The sequence below is a fragment of the Helicobacter pylori SA221C genome (assembly GCF_000476855.1).
GTDB lineage: Bacteria > Campylobacterota > Campylobacteria > Campylobacterales > Helicobacteraceae > Helicobacter > Helicobacter pylori_DK.
This window is the reverse complement of record NZ_CBPT010000013.1, coordinates 16,900-40,625: the sequence shown is the minus strand read 5'-3', so window position 1 is coordinate 40,625 and position 23,726 is coordinate 16,900. Positions and strand designations below refer to the sequence as shown.

Genomic DNA, 23,726 nt, shown 5'->3' with positions numbered 1-23,726 from the left:
TCAAATATTTTAAAAAGGATTTTGTGTGTTTAAAAGCAGATTAAATTCATGGATTTTGTTAGGGATTTTAGGGATTTTAGTGGTGGTTTTTTGGGATGTCATAAAATACAAAATAGAAGATTTGCAACATGATCATTATCTATCACAAGTGAAAGAAAGGGAAGAATATTATAAAAACCATGTAGAAGAAGCCTTGAAAAAGGATAGTGAATGCTTTGAAAAAGGAGGCGATAAAGTGGATTGCTCGGCTGCTATGAGAATAGCCGCTGGTGAAAGAAATAGAAGAATGTTAGAGATTAAATAACATGGCTGCTCCACTACTTGCTCTACCCTTTCTTTCTAACCATTTAGTGCTTGGTGCTTTAGCTGTCATAGGAGTGGGTGCTTACTTGTATTCCAATAAGCAAGATTCTTTAGTTGTGCAAGCAGATGGGCTTTATAGTGAAATTCTTGGGTTTTTTATTTCGTTTTCCAAGCAAGATCCTAAAGGGAATTGGCGAGCCTTTGGCCAATGTTATCCAACCTTTTGGTATGGTCTTAGGAGTGCTTTTGATCCTTTTATACTCCTTCAAGCGCTATCAAAACAATGATTTATTTGAAATCAAAACCTTTTTGATGCTTTTTGTATTTGTTGGATATCTTTCTTTGTATCATTACGCTTTTAAATCTGATGGTTCTAGTAGCGGTAATGGTCGCTCTAGTTTTGCCTTTCAAAATCATGTAACAGAAATTTTTGACACGCCTGCTAACTTGCTAAATGCTGGGATTTCTAATGTGGTTAAGGAATATCAAACAAATAGTGCAGGAGAATATAAGAAGATAGACGCACGCCACAGCATCACTAACGCTAACATTTCATTCCATGTCAGACAAATTTTAAGTGGTCTGAATAAGCTATATGAAAACTTCACAATTAATAATGGGCTATCACTAAAAACTCTTATTGCAGCTATTTTATTATTGGTTATTTTAGGATTAGAATTGTTTTTGTTATTCAAAGTTTTCTGTTATGTTTTTATGACTTATTTAGAAAAAATTATTTACTTGTCTTTGGTTATTTTCATGCTACCGCTAGGGTTTTTTCAGCAGACTAGAGGTTTTTTAGTGTCTTATGTGAAAAAAATTATTTCATTAACTTTTTACATGCCTTTGTTGTTGCTATTAGTGTTATTCAACTCTTTTGCATTACAATACGCAATCAAAGTGGGAGGAAGCAATGAAATAGTGGCTAAATTTGGCATTATTGTAGTAATAGGAATTTCACTGACATTCATTCAAAAAGTCCCCGAAATGATTAACGCTATCTTTGGCACACAAGGTGGTCTAACGGATGCTAAAAGCTTCATATATCAAGGTGTGCAAATGGCTAGCGCTGGAGCTGGAGCCATAGCTGGAAGTTTTAAGAGTGCGGGTCGTTCAGCATTTGGTAGAACGCTAGAAGCTTATAAAGACGCAAAATCTACGATAAACAGCACTACGGCTAACATGAGAGACATGCCAGGACATCCTGGTGTTAGAGTGGGTGTGGAGACAATTGAACTTCCCAAGTCTCATAGAGCTAGCAAATGACAAAAGCTTTTTAGGGCAATTTTTGAAAATTATTTTTAGTGATAATTTTTCAAAAAACCTTAAGAGAAATCATGCAAGATTTACAACATTTCAAAAATGATTTTTTAACAATCCTTTTAACACAAGAGCCACTTTTTTATTGTGTTCTTGAGTGGTATGGATATAGATTTTAGTAGAAAGCAAAGAACTATGCCCTAACGCTCTTGAAGTTAAAACCAAATCCTGTGTTTCATCATAAATAAAAGTGGCAAAACTATGCCTAAAAAGATGCAAACCTAATCCATAAGATTTTACATCAATATTAGAGAGTTTAAAAATTTTAGCGATAAAACCCTTTAAAGAGCAAGTTTTTTGTGTGGTGTTATTTTTTGCTTTCTTAAACACAAAACGCCCCTTAAAACTCTTTAATCGTTTAATATCGCTTAGCCACGCATTCAAAGGAACTTGCAAAAACTCTTTTTCAATATAAGCGTGTCTTTCTTTGCTGTTTTTACCTTTGATTAAAAGGCGGTAGTGGTTATTTTCTAAAGCAATGTTTTTTAGCTCCAAATCTAAGGCTTCAAACTTCCTTAACCCCCCTAATACGATAAGCAGTAAAATACACTGATTGCGTTTTTCAAAACTGGTTTTGGGATGGTATTTTAGAAGAGCTTGGATAAAAGCCTTAAAATCATTTTTATTCAAATGTTTAGGCAAATGCGTTTCTTTCTTGGCAAACGATAGATTTTTAAGTTCAAAATCAAAGCTATAGTTTCTTTTCTTGTCTAAATAATCAAAGAATTGTCTTAAAACCATCACATATTTAGCCATAGAGCTTGGCTTCCTGTTTTTGGCTAATCCAAATAAGAAGTCTATAACCTGTTCTTCTGCCAGATTGTGCAAGGATTTGAGCTTAATCCTATTATCAAAATATTCAAAGAACAAAAACAAGCCTTGCATCATAATCGTATGCCTAATACCTTGATTATAAAGCTTGCGATTGAGTTTTTTCAATGCGATAAGACTTTGGCACTCTAAAACTCTATCCTGCCATTTTAAGACCAATTGTAAATCATTCACGCTTTGAATGCGTATCATTGTTTTAAGCTTATAGTGTAAAAATGACTTGATATTATCAAACAATTCCCTACTAACCCTATTCATTTTACAATCACTCATCTTTCTCCCTTAATTATTTTTAATCAATAAAAATCATTTTGTAGGGTTAAGAATGAGACTTTTTTTGCAACAATAACGAAGTAAAATGCCGTTAATAGCCTAAAAATTTAAGATTATTTTAAGCTTTTGAGCTCCCATGAATACGATAATTAAACAGAAAGCGGAAAAAATTTTCCGCATAATTATATTGTAATAAAGGGAAAGAAGTTTTTGTTTTTAGTAAGTAACATTAGATCATGTATTAGTGCTTTCAAAAAAAAGAAAAAAGAGGGAAGAATAGAAAAAAGAATGTGAGCTTTAATAAAAAATAAAACATTCTTTAAGGTTAGTTTTGTAGATTTTTGGTACAATAACAGAGTAATCATCTTGTAGATTAGATTTAACTTAAAAATCTCATTCTTGCCAGAACAATTAGATTTGCGTCCAGACCCTCTAGCTTTGCAGTATAATAAGGATAAATTCTTGTTGCGGTGATGTTTTGGTGAATCACAATCCCACCTTATTTTAATGTCAAAGATTATGTAAAATAACTATCAAGATTCTGTATATTCTTACTCTAAAAATCAGGGGGGAGTTTATCAAAAAGGGGTTGGATTGTTAAAAGTTTCTGTGATCACAGCGTGTTTTAATAGCGAAAAAACCATTGAAGACACCATTCTTTCCGTGCTTCATCAAACTTATAAAAACATTGAATACATCATTATAGATGGGGCTAGCACGGATAGCACTTTAGAAATCATTCAAAAATATAAGGATAAAATCGCTTGCGTGGTGAGTGAAAAAGATGAGGGCATTTATGACGCTATGAATAAGGGCATAAGGCGTGCGAGTGGGGATATTATCGCTTTATTGAATAGCGATGATTTTTACAAAGATGAGTTTGTAATAGAAAAAGTGGTGCATGAGTTTGAAAACAAAAATTGCGATAGCGTGTATGCAGATCTGGTGTTTGTCAAACCTGATTGTTTAGAAAAAGTGGTGCGCTATTATGAAAGCGGAGAGTTTAGCCCTAAAACCTTGCTTTATGGCGTGGTGCCAGCGCACCCCACGCTTTTTGTCAAAAAAGCCATTCATGAACGCTACGGCTTATACAAAACCGATTATAAGATTTCAGCGGATTTTGAGATGATCATCCGCTTGTTTGTGGTGCAAAAAATAAGCTTTTCTTATTTGAAAGAAGTGTTAGTTATCATGCGCACCGGTGGGGTTAGCGCGAGCGGGTTTAAAAGCCTTTTATTAAGGAATAAAGAAAACATAAGAGCATGTAAAGAAAACGGCATTAGAGCGAATGTTTTTTCCATGCTTTTAAAATACCCTAGGAAAATCATGGGCTTATTTAAAAGGGGAAAAGGGGGCTAAAACGAAACGATTAAAGAAAGATTAGCGTTAAATCGTGGTTTGAATCTTTCTTGATGGTTATTGTAGGTGTAAAAAACATTCCTCACTAAGGGCATTTCAATCCCTAATTGCAGGGACAAATAGCCGATAAAATCCACGATAAAACCAAAACGCAAAGGGGCTTGAAAAAAGGTTTTTTTGGTTCTTGGGATAATCGTTGTGATAGCACCTGGTTTAATCGTATCCACCAATAGCACCCCTTGTTCTAAAGCGATCCCTAAATAACTCCTAAAACGATAAATATTTTTATCTACAAAAATCCAAGAAAAATCTAACGCGCCCCCATAATTTTGCACCATTAAGGTTTGAGGCTGAGAGAGGGAAACGGAATGGAAATAGTTATAGACGCTAAAGATTCTAAAACCGACTTTAGGGTGGTTTCTTAAAAAATGCTCTAAGCCCGTAGCGGTGTTAAACCCTATGCTATTAGCTACAAAAGTCAAGCTTTGATTAGAAGTTGAAAAAGTGGCTTGCGAATAGTTGTATCCAAAAATGAAAAAGAATTTAAGGCTTTTTTCTAAAGCCCTTTTTAAGATTTGCTGGTTTTTGTCTAGGATTTTCTGTTTTTCATTGTTTTTATCAACAATTAGGGGTTTAGGTTTGTCGTCATCATTCTTGTTTTTAAAGTTTTCTAAGAATTTAGACCAAGTGATTTCATTAGCTTCTAAAAAGAGTGGGTTCAACGACAAAAAGAGATAAATACTAAATAGAGTTTTCAAATACAGCCTTAAACTTTTTACGGCTATTGTGCCTAATTATCTTAAATTGACTTTAAATTACTTGCATGTTTTGACTGAGTATGACCCCCACTTACACGCAACGCTATATTTTAAAATTTAGCTTAGAGCAAATAAAACACCTTTTCTTCTTGAAAAATGCTTTTAATTTCTACAAAAAGGGTTTTTTCTGTGCGTTCTTCTAGCACGATAATAGGGTTAATACTCTCGCTCCCGCTCACTAACGCCCTTAAAGACAACTCTTCTTCATAATTTAAGGGGTTAAGGTTTAACTCTTTTAAATTATCGTAGTTTTTCGCCATAAGGGTATTAAGGCCTTCTAAAGTTAAAAACAAGGTTTCATCTCTTTGGCTATAACCCACTAGAGCGCTTAAACGCTGAGAAAAAACCCACCTTAAATCGTTGATCCTAACTCTAGCCTTACTTTTAGAGCGCGCTAGAATGCAACAATTCAAGGGGTTTGAATTTTTAGAAAGCCACACGCCCCCATTCAATAAGCGGTAAGTTGCGATCGTTTTTTGGGCTAAAAAAGGCTTATTAGCGTCCTTTTTAGCTGCTTCTAATGTTCTAAAAACTTGCGTTCTTTCTTCAATGCTTGCGGGTAAAATCTGGCGTTTTAAAGGCGAATAAAGCTCAAAGGGGCTTCTATTTTGGGATTCTTTTTGGATTTTTAAAGCGAATTGGCAACCGCAATAATTTTGCCGATAAAGCTCGTTTTCTCTCGCCAAAGCTTGCAAGTTTAAATCCAACTCGCTTTTGAAATGTTCAAAATTATCGTTTCTAAACACAACAAATTCCAAATGGTGCCTTTGTGCGATGTGTTGTCCCTTAGCGATGAGCTGGTTAGGGTCTTTTTTAGGGCTTGTGAGTAAGGTGGTGGTGAATTTTTCTTCCCCTAATTCAAAGGCTTTTAAAGCGCTCGCTTCTAAGCGCAAATCAAAGCACTCAAAACAGCGTTCGCTTTTTTCCCCTAACAATTCCTTACCCTTAGCTTTGTCTAAAAATTTTTCTAATTCATAATCGCCCTCAAGCAATTCAATTCCTAGCATCTCACAAGTGCGTTTCACGTCTTCTAAACGCAACAAGTATTCGCTATAAGGGTGGATATTGGGGTTATAAAAAAACCCTACAATTTTTTCACCCACAAAAGCCTCTTTGGCCTTTTTTAAAAAATAAAGATTATCCACTGAGCAGCAAATATGAATGAGCATTAAAACTGCTTTTTATTCACATCTTCTAAAATATCGTTAGAGACTTTGTCAATTTCTTGACTGATTTCTAAAGAATCGCTAGCGATTTTTAGATTGCCCTCAGTAACCGATCTTAAGGCTTCAATAGAAGCGTTGATTTCTTCTACTTCTTTAACCTGGTTTTTAATGCTTTCGCTCGTGTCTGAAATGCTTTGAACTAAAATATTGATATTGGCTTCAATTTCGCTGAGCGATTTTTGCGTCCTTTCAGCGAGCTTTCTCACTTCATCAGCCACCACCGCAAAGCCTCTGCCATGCTCGCCCGCTCTTGCGGCTTCAATAGCGGCGTTTAAGGCTAATAAATTCGTTTGATCAGCGATGTCTCTAATGATTTCTACAATGCTTTTAATGTCTTGCCCTTGTTCAATCATGGCTTCACTTTGAGAGCTCACGCCTTGAATGGAAGTGGTGATATTTTCTATCGTTTTAGAAGTTTCCATCAAGCTTTTGTGTTGGGAGTTTGAAGCCTTTTCTAAATTTTGCACGCATTCTTTTAAATTCGCGCTATCGTTCGCTAAATCTTTGGCAAAATTAGACGAAGTTTCTAGCATTTTTTGGATTTCTTGCCCTAAAGCGTTGGTAACCAATTCCACCCTACCCGAAGCGTTTTGGATCCGGCCTCTAAAGTCCAAACCAGAATAGCTTTCAAAGATTTTGAAAATGCTTGGCATGTGAGTCCCTACGCTTTCTTGCAAATAATCCATGATTCCGTTTAGTGCGTCCCTCAATTCTTTCAAATCAGGGCTTGCGGGTTCAGCCGTGATGCGCACCGCAAAATTCCCTGCTTTCACATCTGAAACCACTTTAATGGTGTCTTGGACGGCTTGCCTGTCTTCTTGCATGATTTTTTGGGTTTGCAAGATATTTTTATTGATCGCTGTTTGCATGCGCCCTAATTCATCGTTAGACTTCGCTTCAACCAATTTAATACCGCTGGAATTGGCTTGATTGTTCAATAATTTAAAGAAATGAGACAAGGTGCTAGAAACGGCTTCCAAACGACTGCTCACGATCGCTCGCATTAAGAGAGTGATCGCTATAATCAAGGCTAACACCATGATAGCGCTCGCTACAATCACCACAAAACGCACCGATCCTACTTGCTCATAGACCTTGTCTTTTTCAATGATTAAAGCGATCATCCAATTAAGATTGTCTTTACTTTCTGTTTTGCCTAGCATTTTAAAGGTTTCAACGGCTAAAAAATTTTCCTTATGGCTAAAGGGATCTAAGTATTCTAAAGTCGCTTTAGAGCCGTTTTCTAAAATTGCCAGCACTTCGTTGGTGGCTTTAGGCACGCTCTTATAAATTTCTGCGATAGGTTTGTCTTGCAAACTCTTATTCGCGCTCAAAAGCACTTTACCTTTAACGCCAATTAAAAATAAATCGCTCCTGTTTTTAGTGATTTCATTACTGAAGCTGTCAATGGAAATAAAAACCATCAAAGCCCCTACAACCTCTTGAGCGTTTTCATTCAATAAAGGCAAAAGAATATCAACCCCATAAACTTCCGCCCCATTAGGCATTTTCCTATAATAAGGCAAGCTTTTAGAAATTTCTCTATTTTTCATCGCTTTTTGCACTAAAGGGCTATTCCCTAATGACGGATTTTCTACTAGCTTAATCGTATCGTTATCCCTTAAAAGCGTTAATCTTAAGTCTTCTCTGTCTTTAAAAAACATGCTCACCCCAGCGACATGCGAATTGGCTAAAATGAAGTTTTTTAACAAGTGGATTTTGATTTCTCTTTTGGTGTCTTTAGGGAGCATTTCTTTGACAATGCCCATGCTCGTATAAGTGTTTTCCAAAACCCCTTGCACTTCCTTAACCTTAAAATGCAAACTATCTTGCATAGAATGCAGAGTGCTTTCTTTTAAAATCTCTTTCACCCTGCTGTTTAAGGACACCCCTAAAATGCTCACGCACACGATCACAATCAACGCCACGCACAATATGATTTTATTACCGATACTCAAACCTTTAGACAAAACACAACCTTACTATGATGAATTTTTTGCCCATTTGCGGCAAAATTTTAAACCGCATTATAGTATTATAAGCATAAATCCAAAATTAAACTAAATACTAAATTAAAAAAACGATCAATCATTCTCGTTAAAAAATCGTTTAAGGTTACATTCGCTCTTTTAGGGTATGCTACGACTTGAAATTATCCAAATATAAAAAGGAATCATTATGCCTTTTGTCCCCACGCGTTCTTTGAAAGAAAAAAAGATTGATTTTATTGAAGCGGTATTAAACCCCAACGCCCCAAAAGGTGGGCTTTACACTTTAGAGCATTTTGAAACATTACAATGGCAAGATTGTTTGAATCTGAGCTATAACGAGCTAGTGGAATGCGTGTTTGAGCGGTTGGGTTTAGAGATTCCTAAGGGTTTATTGACAGACGCTTTAAAACGCTATGAAAATTTTGATAACCCTAAAAATCCAGCCCCTATTTTTGCGCTCAATGAAAGGCTTTTTGTCCAAGAGCTCTACCATGGGCCTAGTTTGGCGTTTAAAGACATGGCGTTGCAACCTTTAGCGAGCTTGTTTTCTAATCTAGCGGTAGGAAAAAATGAAAAGTATTTAATGCTCGTTTCCACAAGCGGGGATACCGGCCCTGCGACTTTAGAAAGTTTGGCGGGCATGCCTAATGTTTTTGTGGTGTGTTTATACCCCAAAGACGGCACGAGTTTAGTCCAAAAACTCCAAATGGTTACCCAAAGCGCTAGCAATTTAAAGGTCTTTGGGGTGAGTGGGGATTTTGATGATGCGCAAAACGCGCTCAAAAACCTTTTAAAAGACGACGATTTTAACGAAGCCCTAAAGATGCGCCAATTGAAATTAAGCGTGGCTAATTCCGTGAATTTTGGGCGCATCGCTTTTCAAATCGTCTATCATATTTGGGGCTTTTTGGAATTGTATAAAAAAGGCGCGATCAATTCTAAAGAAAAAATCACCCTAGCCATACCTAGCGGTAATTTTGGGAACGCTTTAGGGGCGTTTTATGCCAAAAAAATGGGCTTGAATATCGCTAAAATCAAGGTCGTAACCAACAGCAATGATGTTTTAAGGGAGTTTATAGAGACAGGGCGTTACGATTTAACTCATCGCTCTTTAAAGCAAACTTTCTCGCCGGCTATGGATATTTTAAAAAGCTCTAATGTGGAAAGGGTGCTTTTTAGCCTTTATGGGTTTGAACGCACGCTAGAATTGATGCAAGCTTTAGAAGAAGAGAAATTTTATGCCTTAAAGCCTAAAGAATTAGCCCTTTTACAGGAGCATTTTTCTTGCGCGAGCTGCTCAGATGAAGCCTGTTTGAAAACAATCCAAGAAGTTTATGCAGAGCACCAATACCTGATTGACCCTCACACCGCCACCGCTTTAAACGCCAGCTTGAAAACCCACGAAAAAACCCTTGTTTCCGCCACCGCCTCTTATGAAAAATTCCCTAAAACCACCCTTTTAGCCCTAAACGAGCAAAAGAAAAACGATAACGATAAAGCCGCCCTAGAAACGCTTAAAAACAGCTACAATACCCCAGATAGCCAACGCCTTGATGATTTGTTTGAAAGAGGGATCAAGCACCAAGAAGTTTTAAAACTCAATGAGATCAAATCTTCTATTCTTTTGTGGTTAGAAAGCCTACATTAAATCTTTTTTAAGCCCTTATTCCTAATAAAATCTTAATTTTAAGTCAAACTACACTATAATAAGGAAATTCTAAACGAAGATTAAACTTTGAATGAAAGGGGTTTTAATGAAAAAAATCGTTTTAGTAGCGATAGCCTTACTGATAAGTGGTTGTGCGAGCTATAAGATCACGCCTGAACATGTTACTTCCTATAATAATGGGATTCAAGTGATGACCTCCACGCAAGCCAAGTCTAAAGTCCAGCTAGAAATCGCTCAAAGCAAATTGAAAGGTTTGAATGAATCCCCCTTAGTGCTGTATGTAGCGGCGCAAGTTATAGAGGGAAATCCTGTGGTGTTTAGCCGTAAAGCCATTTCAGTGTCTATCAACCAAACGAATTTACCGGTCTTAAGCTTGAGACAGGTGATGAAATCCAGTTTTGATTTTGAAGGCATTTTACAAAGCTTTAATATCAGCGTGCCGACCGCCCCTATTGATAATATCAATATGATCACCCCGCCTATGTTTTATTATGGGCAAGGGAGTTTTTTAGCTTATAACGGCATGATGTATGGGGGAATGGGCATGTATGGGCCGGGCTTTGGCATGATGATGATGGATGATGTAGAAGAGCAAGAGGTCATGCAAGAAAGCCGCCAGGCTTTAAAAATCTTAGCGATCAATTATCTTAAAAACAACACCCTTAACGTTGAAGGTAAGGCTAGAGGAGGGTTTGTGGTGGTGGATACCAAAAACCTTAAAACCCCGGGCGTGGTGGTGGTTAAAGTCTTTTTAGAAGATGAAATCCACACCTTTAAAATTGATATTTCTAAGGCTTAATCGCTCTCTGTCATAAAAGCCTTTGGGGGTGGTTACTCAAAGGCTTTTCTTTTCTATTTAAGAAATCATCGCTTGATTAAAACAAACTCTTTTATTTTGCATTACATTAAAAAAATGCTTTGAGCTTTTTTATCATGCCATACTCAAAAACATTAAACGTTAGCAGTAAAAAAACTCAAACAATCAAACCCTCTCCATAAAATTCTACTTTTATTTTTGGGAAGCTAAAAAATCCTGGATATTTTCTTTGGTTTTTTCTACTAAGGTTTTCAAGCTGTCGCTATACGCCCATGCAATGTGGGGGGTTAAAAGCAATTTATTTTGGATCTTTGGGTTCAAAAACGCATGATCTTTTTCAAAAGGCTCTTTCACAAACACATCGCTCGCGTAATACAAATCTTTGGTTTCTAAAATTTCAGCCAGATCCTTTTCATTCACAATGCCCCCACGCCCCACATTGATTAAAATCGCCCCTTCTTTTAGGCTTTGCAATTCTTTCAGAGCGATTAAATCGCGCGTGCTTTCATTTAAGGGGGCATGAATGCTGACAATATCGCTTGTTTTAAGCAATTCCTCTAAACTCAAGCGCTCATACTCTTCTTTTTTATCGTTAGGGGAATAATACACCACCTTTGCCCCGAAAGCTTGAGCGAGTTTGGCGACTCTTTTACCGATAGTTCCTAAACCAATAACCCCCCATTGACCCCCTTTAATAAGCCCCATTTTCATACCGCTAATGTGCGTAAAAATATCGCTTTGGCTATATTCCCCGCTTTTGCAGTAACGATCGTAATCATTGATCCTCCCCAACAAAGACAACGCGCACGCTAAAGTGTGCTGGGCTACGGATTCTGTAGAATAAGCGCTCACATTTTTGACTTCTATGCCTAAAGCTTTCGCGCTTTTTATATCCACATTATCCGTGCCTGTAGCGGTGATGCAAATGAGTTTGAGTTTGGGCAATTGGCTTAAAACCTCTTGGGTGATAACGACTTTATTCAATACCATAATTTCAGCTTCAATTGATCGTTCAATGATTTGACTGGGCGAAGTAACCCCATAAAAATCAAAATCCGCTACTTCTTTTAAAACTTCTAGCGCTTTTAACCCCACGCTTTTAGCGTCTAATACCACGCCTTTTTTGAATGTTTTCATCTCTATACTCCTAGATTTAATTTTAAAGTTATATAATTAAACCACAAAATCCTTTTTTAAAAGAAACTAAGCATGTCAAAACCCAAGAAAAACACCCTCCCCTGTAGCCTTTCTATCAAAATGTCTTATTTCATGCGCCTTCTCATTAAATGGCGCACCCGCTCTTTAAGCCATAAAATGATGACTCTAGTTCAAATTTTAAGTATTTTAGCCTTAGCGAGCAAGGCCAGTGAAGATTTAGAAGAGCAACTCAAAAAAATCAAAGATTACATTTATAGGACCCTAAACGTTAAAATCGCATCGGATGTGTATAGCCGAGTGCTTATTTTAGTGAATGAATATTGCGCTAATGAAGAATTGTTTGATAAAGAGAGCGTTAAAATTTCAGATTTACTCATTCAAGACATTCAGCTTTACGCTTTAGTCGATGAAATGCTTAAAGAAGATAAATACCAAGTCCAGCACACCATTTTAAAAGGCATCATCAAGCGCAAATACGATGAAGCCTACTCGCTCAATAGCGAAGACAGGATTCTTTTAGAATACCAAGAACGCTTGCTAGAACCCTCATACGCGTCTTTTTCAAATAAAAAATTCAAATGATTTGAAAGCGTTACCCCACTTTTTGGGTTTTTATTGAAAAAGGGCTTTAAAATGAGCTAAAATGAGCGTTTCATTTGACAATATAAAGGGATTGAATGGCTTTTAAGGTGGTGCAAATTTGTGGGGGGCTTGGGAATCAAATGTTTCAATACGCTTTCGCTAAAAGTTTGCAAAAACACCTTAATACGCCCGTGCTATTGGATACTACTTCTTTTGATTGGAGCAATAGGAAAATGCAATTAGAGCTTTTCCCTATTGATTTACCCTATGCGAGTGAAAAAGAAATCGCTATAGCTAAAATGCAACACCTCCCCAAGTTAGTAAGAGACGCGCTCAAATGCATGGGGTTTGATAGGGTGAGTCAAGAAATCGTTTTTGAATACGAGCCTAAATTACTAAAGCCAAGCCGCTTGACTTATTTTTTTGGCTATTTCCAAGATCCACGATATTTTGATGCTATATCCCCTTTAATCAAGCAAACCTTCACCCCTACCCCCCCCCCCCCCCGAAAATGGAAATAATAAAAAAAAAGAGGAAGAATACCACCGCAAGCTTTCTTTGATTTTAGCCGCTAAAAACAGCGTGTTTGTGCATATAAGAAGAGGGGATTATGTGGGGATTGGCTGTCAGCTTGGTATTGATTATCAAAAAAAGGCGCTTGAGTATATGGCAAAGCGCGTGCCAAACATGGAGCTTTTTGTGTTTTGCGAAGATTTAGAATTCACGCAAAATCTTGATCTTGGCTACCCTTTTATGGACATGACCACTAGGGATAAAGACGAAGAGGCGTATTGGGACATGCTGCTCATGCAATCTTGCAAGCATGGCATTATCGCTAACAGCACTTATAGTTGGTGGGCGGCTTATTTGATAAACAATCCAGAAAAAATCATCATTGGCCCTAAACACTGGCTTTTTGGGCATGAAAATATCCTTTGTAAGGAATGGGTGAAGATAGAATCCCATTTTGAGGTAAAATCCCAAAAGTATAACGCTTAAAGCGGCTTAAAAAAAAGGGCTTATAAGATTTAAATCTTTGATTTTAGATCGGATTTCTTTATAGCGAGCGTCTAATTCTAATTTTCTGTTCATGGATATTTTGATAAATCCGCTTTCTTTTTCTATGCCGATAAATTCCCTTTTCAAAAGATTGGCCGCAATGCCTGTGGTGGAGCTCCCGCTAAAAGGATCGCCAATGAGGGAATTTTCATCGCTCGCCATTAAAAGCAAGCGCACTAATAAAGCGATGGGTTTTTGAGTGGGATGCTTGCCATTAACTTTTTCCCAAGGAGCAATCGCTGGGAAATTCCACACATCACGCATTTGTTTATCATTATTGATCTTTTTTAAAACCTCATAATTAAAAACATGCTTATGCTTGCGGCTTTTCCTCGCCCAAATGATTTGCTCAGCCGAATGCGTCAAATAACGGCAGCTGAAATTGGGAGGAGGGTTGGTTTTTTGCCAAGTGATGAGGTTTAAAATCTTAAAATCCAATTTTTGTAAAATACGCCCCAAAGAAAAAAGATTGTGGTAAGTCCCGCTGATTAAAAGACTCCCTGTATTTTTTAAAGCCTTTTTGGCGTTGTTGATCCACTGGTAATTAAACTCATCAATATCGTTAATCCCATTTTCTTTATCCCAATCGCCTTTATTGACGCTCACGATTTTACCGCTCTGTATGCTTAAGCCGTCATTAGAAAGGAAATAAGGCGGATCGGCAAAAATCAAATCAAAAGCATTTTCAAATTGGGGCAAAACCTCATTGCAATCCCCTTGATAAAGGGTGAAAAGCTCGTCTGCGCTTTTAAAAATGGGGTAAGAAAGATAAAGCGCTCCCATTTTTTATTCTGCTTTAATGCCTTTCTTTTCAATGTATTTTTGCATTGCTTCATCATCAAGCACTTCATCAAAAAACTCCCCCATATCCACTGCCGTATCAAGTCCTTTTTCAATTTGCTTGTTAATCTTTTCCATAAAAGGCTTAAAATCCTTCGAACTTTGTTCTATAAGCATGTTAAGTGTGGGTATATCAATCTCTTTTTCTTTAGCTGGCAACAAGATTTTGGAGTTTGAAATCTCAGATTCTAGCTTGATAACCCCTATACCAAAGCTTTGGTTGAGTCGTTTTAATTCATCCAAAACTTTATCTTTATATTTATCTTTAATCCCAAAAACCACCAAATACCCCTCATTAGCCCAAGTAGAATTGCTCACCGCTTGAAAATAGCTCTCTTTTAAATTGGAAAAACTAAGCTCTTTTTTAAGCTCAAAGGAAAAAAGCTTGTGTCTTTTTTGACCGGTATGGTGTAAAAATTTCAAAGTTTCTTCTTTATATCCATTATAGGGAAAATATTTATTATAGGGAAAATACACGCCCACGATGTCAGGATAATTCCATTTGCATTCGCCCCCTTTGCCTTTTTTACATTCTTGATGGCGGATGGTTTTGCATAGAAGCTTGAAATTTGGATCTTCATCAAGGAATTTCACAAGCAGTGGGTGCAAATCCCTTTCATCAAAAGAGGTTTTTTGTTTTTTGGCTGTGCCTGAACACTCGCTCTGTTCATCATCTTCTTCTTTAGCATCTAGGGTTTTTGTGGAGGAAATTCTCTTTCACGAGATTTGAGCCAATAGAAAAAGGCTCCTCCCTCTTTGCGTGCAACATAGAATTGCTTCTTATCGTTAGAAATATCGTGTTCACCAAGCTGACTTCCAAGACTATGAGAAAGTATTTTTCCGTCGTTGCATTCTTTATCCAATCCCATTTCACAAGCTTTCTCAAAAATTTCTTTAACGCTCAAAGGCCTCTCTGCTTGTTCTAAAACTTTTTTACCTAATTCTATGTAAGTCATGTTCTTTCTTTTTTGTGATTATGATCAGAAACGATTATACTCAAAATGTTTGAAAATACCGCAGTGGATTGATAGGGTTTAGGCTGGGTGTCTCTCTTCACCCAACCTAAAATTTGTATTTGTAAAATCTGTAAAAGGAGTGTCGTAAAAGGAATGCTTAGAAACTATGGTGTCTCGTTAATACATTCTAAACAAAAAGTTTTTAAAGGCAAAAAGGCTGGCGGACAGGGAGGGATTCGAACCCTCGGTAACCTTGACGGCTACGCATCCTTAGCAGGGATGTGGTTTCAGCCAACTCACCCACCTGTCCTTTAAAAAGTAGAATTATAGTAAAAATAAGTTAAAATAAACCTTAAACTTTAATGGTTTCTAAACAAAACTAAGGGCTTTTATATTACAATCTCAAATTATGGATTAATAAAATTTAAAGGATAACACCAATGCAATACGCGCTATTATTTCCAGGGCAAGGCTCGCAATGTATAGGAATGGGAAAATCATTCTATGAGAGTCACACCCTAGCTAAAGAATTGTTTGAAAGGGCTTCTAACGCGCTTAAAGTGGATATGAAAAAAACGCTTTTTGAAGAAAACGAGCTTTTAAAAGAGAGCGCTTACACCCAGCCTGCCATTTATTTGGTGAGCTGTATCGCTTACCAATTGCTCAACAAGCAAGTGAATGGGGGGTTAAAACCCGTTTTTGCTTTAGGGCATTCGCTCGGCGAAGTGAGTGCGGTGTCTTTGAGCGGGGCGTTGGATTTTGAAAAAGCCCTTAAACTCACGCACCAAAGAGGTAAAATGATGCAAGAAGCGTGCGCGAATAAAGACGCTTCCATGATGGTCGTTTTGGGCGTTTCTGAAGAAAGCCTTTTGAGCTTGTGTCAAAGAACTAAAAATGTGTGGTGCGCGAATTTCAATGGCGGCATGCAAGTGGTTTTAGCCGGGATTAAAGACGATCTGAAAGCCCTAGAGCCGACATTAAAGGAAATGGGGGCTAAAAGAGTGGTTTTTTTAGAAATGAGCGTGGCGAGCCATTGCCCTTTTTTAGAGCCTATGATTTTTAAATTCCAGGAATTGCTAGAAAAAAGCCTGAAAGATAAATTCCATTTTGAAATCATCTCCAATGCGACTAATGAAGCGTATCACAACAAAGCCAAAGCCGTTGAATTGTTGAGCTTGCAACTCACTCAACCGGTGCGTTATCAAGACTGCGTGAAATCCAATAATGACCGAGTGGATGTCTTTTTTGAATTAGGCTGTGGGAGTGTGTTAAAGGGGCTTAACAAGCGATTGAGCAATAAGCCTACCATAAGCGTGGGGGATAATAAAGGACTTGATGAAGCCATTGAATTTTTAGAAGAATACGTGTGATTGGGAGAAAATGGTGCAAAAAATTGGCATTTTAGGGGCGATGAGAGAAGAAATAACCCCTATTTTAGAATTGTTTGGCGTGGGTTTTGAAGAGATCCCTTTAGGGGGGAATGTTTTCCATAAAGGCGTTTATCATAATAAGGAAATCATTGTCGCTTATAGCAAAATTGGCAAGGTGCATTCCACTTTAACCACAACGAGCATGATTTTAGCGTTTGGCGTTCAAAAAGTGCTTTTTAGCGGGGTGGCTGGAAGCTTGGTTAAAGATTTAAAAATCAATGATTTGTTGGTGGCTATTCAATTAGTCCAGCATGATGTGGATTTGAGCGCGTTTGATCACCCTTTAGGGTTCATCCCCGAAAGCGCGATTTTTATTGAAACGAGCGGAAGTTTGAACGCTTTGGCTAAAAAAGTCGCTAATGAGCAGCATATCGCGCTCAAAGAAGGCGTCATCGCATCAGGCGATCAGTTTGTGCATAGCAAAGAAAGGAAAGAATTTTTAGTTAGCGAGTTTAAGGCGAGCGCGGTGGAAATGGAGGGAGCGAGCGTGGCGTTTGTGTGCCAAAAATTTGGCGTGCCATGCTGTGTGCTAAGGAGCATTAGCGATAACGCTGATGAGGAAGCTAACATGAGCTTTGATGCGTTTTTAGAAAAAAGCGCTCAAACTTCAGCGAAATTCTTAAAAAGCATGGTGGATAAGCTTTAGGGCTTGTTTTTACCAAACGCAAACCATTAAAACCCTATTTTTAAAGAATGGGGGTTTTAAATTTTATTTTAAACTCATTTTATAATTAGAATTTAAGCTATTTTTTAGTAAAATAGCAAAGGATTAGGTGTATCCTATCTTATAGACCTGGCTTTTGATTGAAAGCATGGGTTCTTTATTTATGGAGTGTCCAATGAAAAAGAAAGCTAACGAAGAAAAAGCCCCCAAAAGAGCTAAAACAGAAGCCAAAGCAGAAGCCACACAAGAAATTAAACAAGAAAACAAAATTAAAGAAAACAATAAAGCCAAAGAGAGCAAAATTAAAGAAAATAAAACCAAAGAAAGCAAAATCAAAGAAGCTAAAGCGAAAGAACCTGTTCCTGTTAAAAAGCTTAGTTTTAATGAAGCGTTAGAAGAGTTGTTCGCTAATTCCTTAAGCGATTGCGTTTCTTATGAGTCTATCATTCAAATCAGCGCGAAAGTCCCCACTCTAGCCCAAATCAAAAAAATCAAAGAATTGTGCCAAAAATACCAAAAGAAATTGGTCAGCTCTTCAGAATACGCTAAAAAACTCAATGCGATTGACAAGATTAAAAACACCGAAGAAAAACAAAAAGTTTTAGATGAAGAATTAGAAGATGGCTATGACTTTTTGAAAGAAAAGGATTTTTTAGAGTGGAGCAGAAGCGATAGCCCGGTGCGCATGTATTTGCGCGAGATGGGGGATATAAAACTTTTAAGCAAAGATGAAGAGATTGAATTGAGCAAGCAAATCCGCTTGGGCGAAGACATTATTTTAGACGCGATTTGCTCGGTGCCGTATTTGATTGATTTTATCTATGCGTATAAAGACGCTTTAATCAATCGTGAAAGAAGGGTTAAAGAGCTTTTCAGGAGCTTTGATGATGACGATGAAAATAGCGTGAGCGATTCTAAAAAAGATGACGATAGCGAAGAAGATGAAGAAAACGAAGAAAGGAAAAAAGTCGTTTCTGAAAAAGACAAGAAGCGCGTAGAAAAGGTTCAAGAAAGCTTTAAAGCTCTAGACAAAGCTAAAAAAGAATGGCTTAAAGCCCTTGAAGCCCCCATAGATGAAAAAGAAGACGAATTGGTGCGTTTATTGACCCTAGCTTACAAACGCCAAACGCTCAAAGACAGACTCTATGACTTAGAACCTACTAGCAAACTGATTAATGAATTAGTCAAAACGATGGAAACCACTTTAAAAAGCGGCGATGGGTTTGAAAAAGAGTTGAAACGCTTGGAATACAAACTACCCTTATTCAATGACACTCTCATCGCTAACCATAAAAAAATCCTTGCTAATATCACTAACATGACTAAAGAAGATATTATCGCTCAAGTGCCAGAAGCGACTATGGTGAGCGTGTATATGGATCTTAAAAAGCTTTTTTTGACTAAAGAAGCGAGCGAAGAAGGCTTTGATTTAGCCCCCAACAAGCTAAAAGAAATTTTAGAGCAAATCAAAAGAGGGAAATTGATTTCCGATCGCGCTAAAAACAAAATGGCTAAATCCAATTTAAGATTAGTGGTGAGTATCGCTAAACGATTCACGAGCAGAGGCTTACCATTCTTGGATTTGATTCAAGAGGGTAATATTGGCTTGATGAAGGCGGTGGATAAGTTTGAGCATGAAAAGGGCTTCAAGTTTTCCACCTATGCGACCTGGTGGATCAAACAAGCTATCAGCAGAGCCATAGCCGATCAAGCCCGCACTATCCGCATCCCCATTCACATGATTGACACGATTAATCGCATCAATAAAGTCATGCGCAAACACATTCAAGAAACCGGCAAAGAGCCTGATTTGGAAGTGGTGGCTGAAGAAGTGGGGCTTTCGTTAGATAAAGTGAAGAATGTGATTAAGGTGACTAAAGAGCCTATCAGTTTGGAAACCCCAGTCGGCAATGATGATGACGGCAAATTTGGGGATTTCGTGGAAGATAAGAATATCGTTAGCTCCATTGATCACATCATGCGAGAAGATTTAAAAGCGCAAATTGAAAGCGTTTTGGATCAGTTGAATGAGCGAGAAAAAGCGGTGATCCGCATGCGTTTTGGGCTTTTAGACGATGAAAGCGATCGAACTTTAGAAGAAATCGGCAAGGAATTGAATGTTACTAGAGAAAGGGTGCGCCAGATTGAAAGCTCTGCGATCAAAAAATTGAGAAGCCCGCAATACGGGCGCATTTTAAGAAACTATTTGCGCATTTGACATTAAGGTTCTCTAAAGCATGCGTTATTTTCTTGTAGTTTTCTTGTTTTTGTTTGTGGGTTGCATGAAAAAGGATTTCACGCTCAAAGATTTATCCTTGCCCCAAGAGGCTTCAAGCTATCTTGCAAGCTCTCAAAATGGCAGTCATAATAACCAAAGCATTGACCCCCAAGCGTTAAGAGAAAATCTAAAAGAGAGCTACCTCAAAGCGTGGTATTCCCCATGGCTAGATGCAAAAGTCAAAAGCAATAAAAAAGAAGTGTTTTGGATCCTTAAGGAGATGAATAAATCCACCGGTTATGGCGAAGATCTAAAACCCAACGCAAAAGCTTTCAATGATGAGCTTATTAAAAGCATGGATATTGAGCATTACCCGAGCGCTAAGATTAGGGCTGTTGTAGCGCGAGATAGCGATGTAAGGGCTGTGCCTACTAACAAACCTTTTTATCTTTCTCCAAAAGGCTATCCTTTTGACAGGTATCAAAATTCGCTGATTTTTCAAGGCACGCCGGTTTTAGTCACGCATTTCAACACGGACAAAACTTACGCCCACATTCAAAGCAGTTTTGTTTATGGTTGGATCAAAGTTAGCGATTTAGCCTACATGCGCGATAAAGACATAGAGCTTTTAACCCATCTTAAAGATTATGTCATGCCTATAAAAGATAAAATCCCCCTTTATACAGACTATGGGGATTTTTACACCAATGCTAGGGTGGGCGAATTGTTCGCTCTCATCCCCCAAAGTCAAAACGCATCTCAAAAACCCCAAAAAAAGGAATTGAAAGCCTATGGTTTTTTGAGAGACGCTAAGGGCTATGCAGCTTTACAAAGCGTGATCTTAGATGAAAAGGATTTTTTTGTTTTCCCTAAGGCTTTTAACAGCGAGAACATGGCGTATTTTATAGACACCATGCTAGGGCAAAAATACGGCTGGGGGGGGCTATTGGGTAATAGGGATTGCTCGGCTTTCACCAGAGATAGTTTTGCTAATTTTGGTATTTTGCTCCCCAGAAATTCCTACGCGCAAAGCCGTTACGCGAACAATTATGTGGATTTAAGCTCCATGAAAGCTAAAGAAAAAGAAGACTATATCCTTAAAAACGCCACGCCTTTTGGAACGCTCATCTATTTAAAAGGGCATATCATGCTCTATTTAGGCGCATACAACCATCAAGCGATAGTCGCTCACAGCATTTGGTCGGTGCAAACCCAAAAGCATTTTAAAACCTTGAGCCATAAAATAGGGGGCGTGGTGATCACTTCATTATGGTTAGCCGAAGAACATAATGGGGCGTTTTCTAAAAAGAAATTATTGATTGACAGGGTGCTTGGAATGAGCGATTTGAAAGATTTTGTCAATAAAACTTCAAGCCCTTTGAATGCGAATTGATTTTCTTATACTATGATTACGATTTATCAATTTAAAACATTTGGAGAAAGACAATGAGTATGGAATTTGATGCCGTTATTATTGGAGGTGGGGTTTCAGGGTGCGCGACCTTTTATACTTTGAGCGAATACAGCTCTTTAAAACGCGTGGCTATCGTGGAAAAATGCTCTAAATTAGCTCAAATCAGCTCTAGCGCTAAGGCTAATTCGCAAACCATTCATGATGGCTCTATTGAAACGAATTACACTCCCGAAAAAGCTAAAAAAGTGCGTTTGAGCGCTTATAAGACCAGGCAATACGCTTTGAATAAAGGCTTGCAAAATGAAGTAATTTTTGAAACCCAGAAAATGGCTATAGGCGTGGGCGATGAAGAATGCGAGTTCATGAAAAAACGCTACGAATCCTTTAAAGAAATCTTTGTGGGGTTAGAAGAATTTGACAAGCAAAAGATTAAAGAATTAGAGCCTAATGTGATTTTAGGGGCTAATGGCACAGACAGGCATGAAAATATTGTCGGGCATGGTTATCAAAAAGATTGGAGCACCATGAATTTTGCGAAGTTGAGTGAAAACTTCGTTGAAGAAGCTTTAAAATTAAGGCCTAACAACCAGGTGTTTTTGAATTTCAAAGTGAAAAAGATTGAAAAACGCAACGACACTTACGCCGTAATTTCTGAAGATGCTGAAGAAGTGTATGCTAAATTCGTGCTGGTCAATGCCGGCTCTTACGCTTTGCCTTTGGCTCAGAGCATGGGCTATGGCCTGGATTTAGGGTGCTTGCCTGTGGCGGGCAGCTTTTATTTTGTGCCGGATTTATTAAGGGGTAAGGTTTATACCGTTCAAAACCCCAAGCTCCCTTTTGCAGCCGTGCATGGCGACCCTGATGCTGTCATTAAAGGAAAAACACGAATCGGGCCTACCGCTTTAACGATGCCTAAATTAGAGCGCAACAAATGCTGGCTCAAGGGTATTAGCTTGGAATTGTTGAAAATGGATTTGAATAAAGATGTGTTTAAAATTGCGTTTGATTTGATGAGCGATAAAGAAATCCGTAATTATGTGTTTAAAAACATGGTTTTTGAATTGCCCATTATCGGTAAAAGGAAATTTTTAAAAGACGCTCAAAAAATCATCCCCTCTCTTAGTCTAGAAGATTTAGAATACGCTCATGGTTTTGGCGAAGTGCGCCCGCAAGTTTTAGACAGAACCAAGCGAAAGCTGGAATTAGGCGAAAAAAAGATTTGCACCCATAAGGGCATCACTTTTAACATGACCCCTTCTCCAGGCGCGACGAGTTGCTTGCAAAACGCCCTTGTGGATTCCCAAGAAATCGCTGCGTATTTGGGCGAGAGCTTTGAATTAGAACGCTTTTATAAAGATTTATCCCCAGAAGAATTGGAAAATTAAAACGCATGCAAAACGAACAAGAAGCCCGAGAAATCGCTAAAAAGGCCGTTCAAATCGTGTTTTTTTTAGGGATTGTGGTGGTGCTTTTGATGATGATAAACCTTTACATGCTCATCAATCAAATCAACGCGAGCGCTAAAATGAGCCAACAAATCAAAAAGATAGAAGAAAGGCTTAACCAAAAGCAAAAATAAAGACTTTGGCTTATTAAGCATGAGTAACAAAATTAAAAAAAGCTTAAAGGTATTTTTTAAAATAAATACAATAAAAGAGCTTGCGAAAAGCAAGTGATAGCCTCTTTAAAAGCAGTCTTTTGGGGTTAGAGGGTCTTTAGTTGGGGGTTGTAGGGGAGGGTTATTGTAAAATACCCCCCTATCCCTTTAAGAAAATGAGTTTTGCTTAAGAAATGGGTTTTACAATAAAATCAAAAGCAATAAAACAAATTTTTTAAAAAACCCTATCTTCAAACTTTAAACTTTCCTTAAATTCAGCAATATTTAAGCTTATTTCCTTATAATATTCGCTTTAATTTTATCAAAGGATTCTCATGACAAAGACTGCTAAAGTCAATGACATCGTTCGTGATTGGGTCGTTTTAGACGCTAAAGACAAAGTTTTTGGCCGCTTGATCACTGAAATCGCTGTGCTTTTAAGAGGCAAACACCGCCCTTTTTACACCCCTAATGTGGATTGTGGGGATTTTGTGGTGGTTATCAACGCCAATAAGGTTAAATTTTCAGGCATGAAATTAGAGGATAAAGAGTATTTTACCCATTCAGGCTATTTTGGCAGCACCAAGAGCAAGACTCTCCAAGAAATGCTAGAAAAAGCCCCTGAAAAGCTCTACCACTTAGCCGTTAGGGGCATGCTCCCTAAAACGAAATTAGGGAAAGCGATGATTAAAAAACTCAAAGTTTATCGTGATGATAAGCACCCTCACACCGCACAAACTAGCAAAAAGGACGATAAATGAGAAAAATCTATGCTACCGGTAAAAGAAAAACCGCTATCGCTAAAGTGTGGCTCACTCCGGGTAAAGGCGGATTGAGTATCAATGAGCAGAGCCTGAATCAATGGTTAGGCGGGCATGAAGCCATTAAAATGAAGGTCATGCAACCCCTACTTTTAACCAAACAAGAACAATCTGTGGATATTAAAGCGGTGGTTTTTGGTGGGGGCTACTCAGCGCAAGCGGAAGCCTTAAGGCATGGCATTTCTAAAGCTTTGAACGCTTATGATATTGCTTTTAGAGCCATTTTAAAACCTAAGGGCTTGCTCACTAGGGATTCAAGGGTGGTTGAACGCAAAAAATATGGTAAAAGAAAGGCCAGAAGAAGCCCGCAATTCTCTAAAAGGTAATTTTTATTTCTTTTTGTCTCTCCTTTGGGGGGGCTTTGGCTCTCTTTCATTTCT

General features: G+C 37.9%; 21 protein-coding genes, 1 tRNA gene and 2 pseudogenes. 16 read left to right on the top strand and 8 right to left on the bottom strand.

Going from position 1 to position 23,726, the window contains the following annotated elements:
• Positions 1–25 precede the first annotated feature (25 nt).
• Together QU01_RS06430 and QU01_RS06425 are read left to right on the top strand one after the other, a co-directional pair.
• The gene (locus QU01_RS06430) at positions 26–304 is read left to right on the top strand and encodes a hypothetical protein (RefSeq protein WP_000477189.1); all 279 of its coding nucleotides are present in this window, start codon (positions 26–28) and stop codon (positions 302–304) included.
• A 1-nt stretch (position 305) separates the two neighbouring features.
• Positions 306–1,569, top strand: a pseudogene (locus QU01_RS06425) (type IV secretion system protein).
• Positions 1,570–1,659: 90 nt separating this feature from the next.
• Here the strand turns inward: QU01_RS06425 and QU01_RS06420 are convergent.
• Positions 1,660–2,727 (bottom strand): tyrosine-type recombinase/integrase, encoded by a 1,068-nt coding sequence (locus QU01_RS06420; protein ID WP_033763363.1) that lies wholly within the window; start codon positions 2,725–2,727, stop codon positions 1,660–1,662.
• 594 nt (positions 2,728–3,321) lie between these two features.
• Between QU01_RS06420 and QU01_RS06415 the strand changes: the two genes are divergently transcribed.
• On the top strand, positions 3,322–4,086 hold the full coding sequence (locus tag QU01_RS06415) for a glycosyltransferase family 2 protein (RefSeq protein WP_033762807.1): 765 nt from the start codon (positions 3,322–3,324) through the stop codon (positions 4,084–4,086).
• Here QU01_RS06415 and QU01_RS06410 read toward each other — a convergent pair.
• The 3 genes from QU01_RS06410 to tlpA form a co-directional block, all read right to left on the bottom strand.
• Positions 4,083–4,844 carry an outer membrane beta-barrel protein gene (locus QU01_RS06410; protein ID WP_033762806.1) on the bottom strand — a complete coding sequence of 254 codons (762 nt, stop codon included), beginning with the start codon at positions 4,842–4,844 and terminating at the stop codon, positions 4,083–4,085. The genes QU01_RS06415 and QU01_RS06410 overlap by 4 nt on opposite strands.
• A gap of 122 nt (positions 4,845–4,966) precedes the next feature.
• Entirely contained in the window at positions 4,967–6,073 is a 1,107-nt protein-coding gene (locus QU01_RS06405; protein WP_033762805.1) for an epoxyqueuosine reductase QueH, read from the bottom strand.
• Entirely contained in the window at positions 6,073–8,100 is a 2,028-nt protein-coding gene (gene tlpA, locus QU01_RS06400) for a methyl-accepting chemotaxis protein TlpA (protein WP_033762804.1), read from the bottom strand. The genes QU01_RS06405 and tlpA overlap by 1 nt, the downstream gene beginning before the upstream one ends.
• A gap of 208 nt (positions 8,101–8,308) precedes the next feature.
• Between tlpA and thrC the strand changes: the two genes are divergently transcribed.
• Positions 8,309–9,769 (top strand): threonine synthase, encoded by a 1,461-nt coding sequence (gene thrC / locus QU01_RS06395; RefSeq protein ID WP_033762802.1) that lies wholly within the window; start codon positions 8,309–8,311, stop codon positions 9,767–9,769.
• Between the two features lie 106 nt (positions 9,770–9,875).
• Positions 9,876–10,589: a hypothetical protein gene (locus tag QU01_RS06390; protein ID WP_000725086.1), complete on the top strand. Its 714-nt coding sequence runs from the start codon at positions 9,876–9,878 to the stop codon at positions 10,587–10,589.
• 210 nt (positions 10,590–10,799) lie between these two features.
• Here the strand turns inward: QU01_RS06390 and QU01_RS06385 are convergent, their stop codons facing one another.
• Positions 10,800–11,744, bottom strand: coding sequence for a D-2-hydroxyacid dehydrogenase (locus QU01_RS06385; RefSeq protein WP_033762800.1), 945 nt, complete (start codon positions 11,742–11,744; stop codon positions 10,800–10,802).
• 72 nt (positions 11,745–11,816) lie between these two features.
• On the opposite strand from QU01_RS06385, the gene QU01_RS06380 reads away from it, so the two are divergent.
• From QU01_RS06380 to futC1, 3 genes are all read left to right on the top strand, one after another.
• Positions 11,817–12,347, top strand: a complete 531-nt coding sequence (locus QU01_RS06380) for a hypothetical protein (protein WP_033762799.1) — start codon at positions 11,817–11,819, stop codon at positions 12,345–12,347.
• 95 nt (positions 12,348–12,442) lie between these two features.
• Positions 12,443–12,868 (top strand): O-fucosyltransferase family protein, encoded by a 426-nt coding sequence (locus QU01_RS06375; protein WP_033763553.1) that lies wholly within the window; start codon positions 12,443–12,445, stop codon positions 12,866–12,868.
• 37 nt (positions 12,869–12,905) lie between these two features.
• Positions 12,906–13,346: an alpha-(1,2)-fucosyltransferase FutC1 gene (futC1, locus tag QU01_RS06370; protein ID WP_033762796.1), complete on the top strand. Its 441-nt coding sequence runs from the start codon at positions 12,906–12,908 to the stop codon at positions 13,344–13,346.
• Between the two features lie 6 nt (positions 13,347–13,352).
• Here the strand turns inward: futC1 and QU01_RS06365 are convergent, their stop codons facing one another.
• The 3 genes and pseudogenes from QU01_RS06365 to QU01_RS06355 all read right to left on the bottom strand — a co-directional run bounded on the left by QU01_RS06365 (position 13,353) and on the right by QU01_RS06355 (position 15,512).
• Positions 13,353–14,189, bottom strand: coding sequence for a DNA-methyltransferase (locus QU01_RS06365; RefSeq protein ID WP_033762795.1), 837 nt, complete (start codon positions 14,187–14,189; stop codon positions 13,353–13,355).
• Between the two features lie 3 nt (positions 14,190–14,192).
• Positions 14,193–15,202 (bottom strand): annotated as a pseudogene (locus tag QU01_RS06360) (HTH domain-containing protein).
• Positions 15,203–15,420: 218 nt separating this feature from the next.
• Positions 15,421–15,512: transfer RNA gene (locus QU01_RS06355), tRNA-Ser, on the bottom strand.
• 130 nt (positions 15,513–15,642) lie between these two features.
• Here QU01_RS06355 and fabD point away from each other — a divergent pair.
• From fabD to rpsI, 8 genes are all read left to right on the top strand, one after another.
• Positions 15,643–16,572 carry an ACP S-malonyltransferase gene (gene fabD / locus QU01_RS06350; RefSeq protein WP_033762794.1) on the top strand — a complete coding sequence of 310 codons (930 nt, stop codon included), beginning with the start codon at positions 15,643–15,645 and terminating at the stop codon, positions 16,570–16,572.
• A 10-nt stretch (positions 16,573–16,582) separates the two neighbouring features.
• Entirely contained in the window at positions 16,583–17,278 is a 696-nt protein-coding gene (locus QU01_RS06345) for a 5'-methylthioadenosine/adenosylhomocysteine nucleosidase (protein ID WP_033762793.1), read from the top strand.
• 193 nt (positions 17,279–17,471) lie between these two features.
• On the top strand, positions 17,472–19,514 hold the full coding sequence (rpoD, locus tag QU01_RS06340) for an RNA polymerase sigma factor RpoD (protein ID WP_033762792.1): 2,043 nt from the start codon (positions 17,472–17,474) through the stop codon (positions 19,512–19,514).
• A gap of 19 nt (positions 19,515–19,533) precedes the next feature.
• Complete coding sequence (locus QU01_RS06335) at positions 19,534–20,907, top strand: SH3 domain-containing C40 family peptidase (RefSeq protein WP_033762791.1); 1,374 nt, start codon at positions 19,534–19,536, stop codon at positions 20,905–20,907.
• 53 nt (positions 20,908–20,960) lie between these two features.
• Positions 20,961–22,313: an FAD-dependent oxidoreductase gene (locus tag QU01_RS06330; RefSeq protein WP_033762789.1), complete on the top strand. Its 1,353-nt coding sequence runs from the start codon at positions 20,961–20,963 to the stop codon at positions 22,311–22,313.
• Positions 22,314–22,318: 5 nt separating this feature from the next.
• The gene (locus QU01_RS06325; RefSeq protein WP_001178799.1) at positions 22,319–22,507 is read left to right on the top strand and encodes a DUF5408 family protein; all 189 of its coding nucleotides are present in this window, start codon (positions 22,319–22,321) and stop codon (positions 22,505–22,507) included.
• A 353-nt stretch (positions 22,508–22,860) separates the two neighbouring features.
• Complete coding sequence (gene rplM / locus QU01_RS06320; protein WP_000167672.1) at positions 22,861–23,286, top strand: 50S ribosomal protein L13; 426 nt, start codon at positions 22,861–22,863, stop codon at positions 23,284–23,286.
• On the top strand, positions 23,283–23,672 hold the full coding sequence (gene rpsI, locus QU01_RS06315) for a 30S ribosomal protein S9 (protein WP_001227274.1): 390 nt from the start codon (positions 23,283–23,285) through the stop codon (positions 23,670–23,672). Before rplM ends, rpsI begins: the two co-directional genes overlap by 4 nt.
• Positions 23,673–23,726 lie beyond the last annotated feature (54 nt).

What these genes read in the sequence shown, in the direction of transcription:
- QU01_RS06420 (WP_033763363.1), bottom strand. Translation starts at nt 2,727, where the DNA reads ATGAGTGATTGTAAAATGAATAGGGTTAGTAGGGAATTGTTTGATAAT.
- QU01_RS06405 (WP_033762805.1), bottom strand. Translation starts at nt 6,073, where the DNA reads ATGCTCATTCATATTTGCTGCTCAGTGGATAATCTTTATTTTTTAAAA.
- thrC (WP_033762802.1), top strand. Translation starts at nt 8,309, where the DNA reads ATGCCTTTTGTCCCCACGCGTTCTTTGAAAGAAAAAAAGATTGATTTT.
- QU01_RS06390 (WP_000725086.1), top strand. Translation starts at nt 9,876, where the DNA reads ATGAAAAAAATCGTTTTAGTAGCGATAGCCTTACTGATAAGTGGTTGT.
- QU01_RS06385 (WP_033762800.1), bottom strand. Translation starts at nt 11,744, where the DNA reads ATGAAAACATTCAAAAAAGGCGTGGTATTAGACGCTAAAAGCGTGGGG.
- QU01_RS06380 (WP_033762799.1), top strand. Translation starts at nt 11,817, where the DNA reads ATGTCAAAACCCAAGAAAAACACCCTCCCCTGTAGCCTTTCTATCAAA.
- QU01_RS06375 (WP_033763553.1), top strand. Translation starts at nt 12,443, where the DNA reads ATGGCTTTTAAGGTGGTGCAAATTTGTGGGGGGCTTGGGAATCAAATG.
- QU01_RS06365 (WP_033762795.1), bottom strand. Translation starts at nt 14,189, where the DNA reads ATGGGAGCGCTTTATCTTTCTTACCCCATTTTTAAAAGCGCAGACGAG.
- fabD (WP_033762794.1), top strand. Translation starts at nt 15,643, where the DNA reads ATGCAATACGCGCTATTATTTCCAGGGCAAGGCTCGCAATGTATAGGA.
- QU01_RS06345 (WP_033762793.1), top strand. Translation starts at nt 16,583, where the DNA reads ATGGTGCAAAAAATTGGCATTTTAGGGGCGATGAGAGAAGAAATAACC.
- rpoD (WP_033762792.1), top strand. Translation starts at nt 17,472, where the DNA reads ATGAAAAAGAAAGCTAACGAAGAAAAAGCCCCCAAAAGAGCTAAAACA.
- QU01_RS06335 (WP_033762791.1), top strand. Translation starts at nt 19,534, where the DNA reads ATGCGTTATTTTCTTGTAGTTTTCTTGTTTTTGTTTGTGGGTTGCATG.
- QU01_RS06330 (WP_033762789.1), top strand. Translation starts at nt 20,961, where the DNA reads ATGAGTATGGAATTTGATGCCGTTATTATTGGAGGTGGGGTTTCAGGG.
- QU01_RS06325 (WP_001178799.1), top strand. Translation starts at nt 22,319, where the DNA reads ATGCAAAACGAACAAGAAGCCCGAGAAATCGCTAAAAAGGCCGTTCAA.
- rplM (WP_000167672.1), top strand. Translation starts at nt 22,861, where the DNA reads ATGACAAAGACTGCTAAAGTCAATGACATCGTTCGTGATTGGGTCGTT.
- rpsI (WP_001227274.1), top strand. Translation starts at nt 23,283, where the DNA reads ATGAGAAAAATCTATGCTACCGGTAAAAGAAAAACCGCTATCGCTAAA.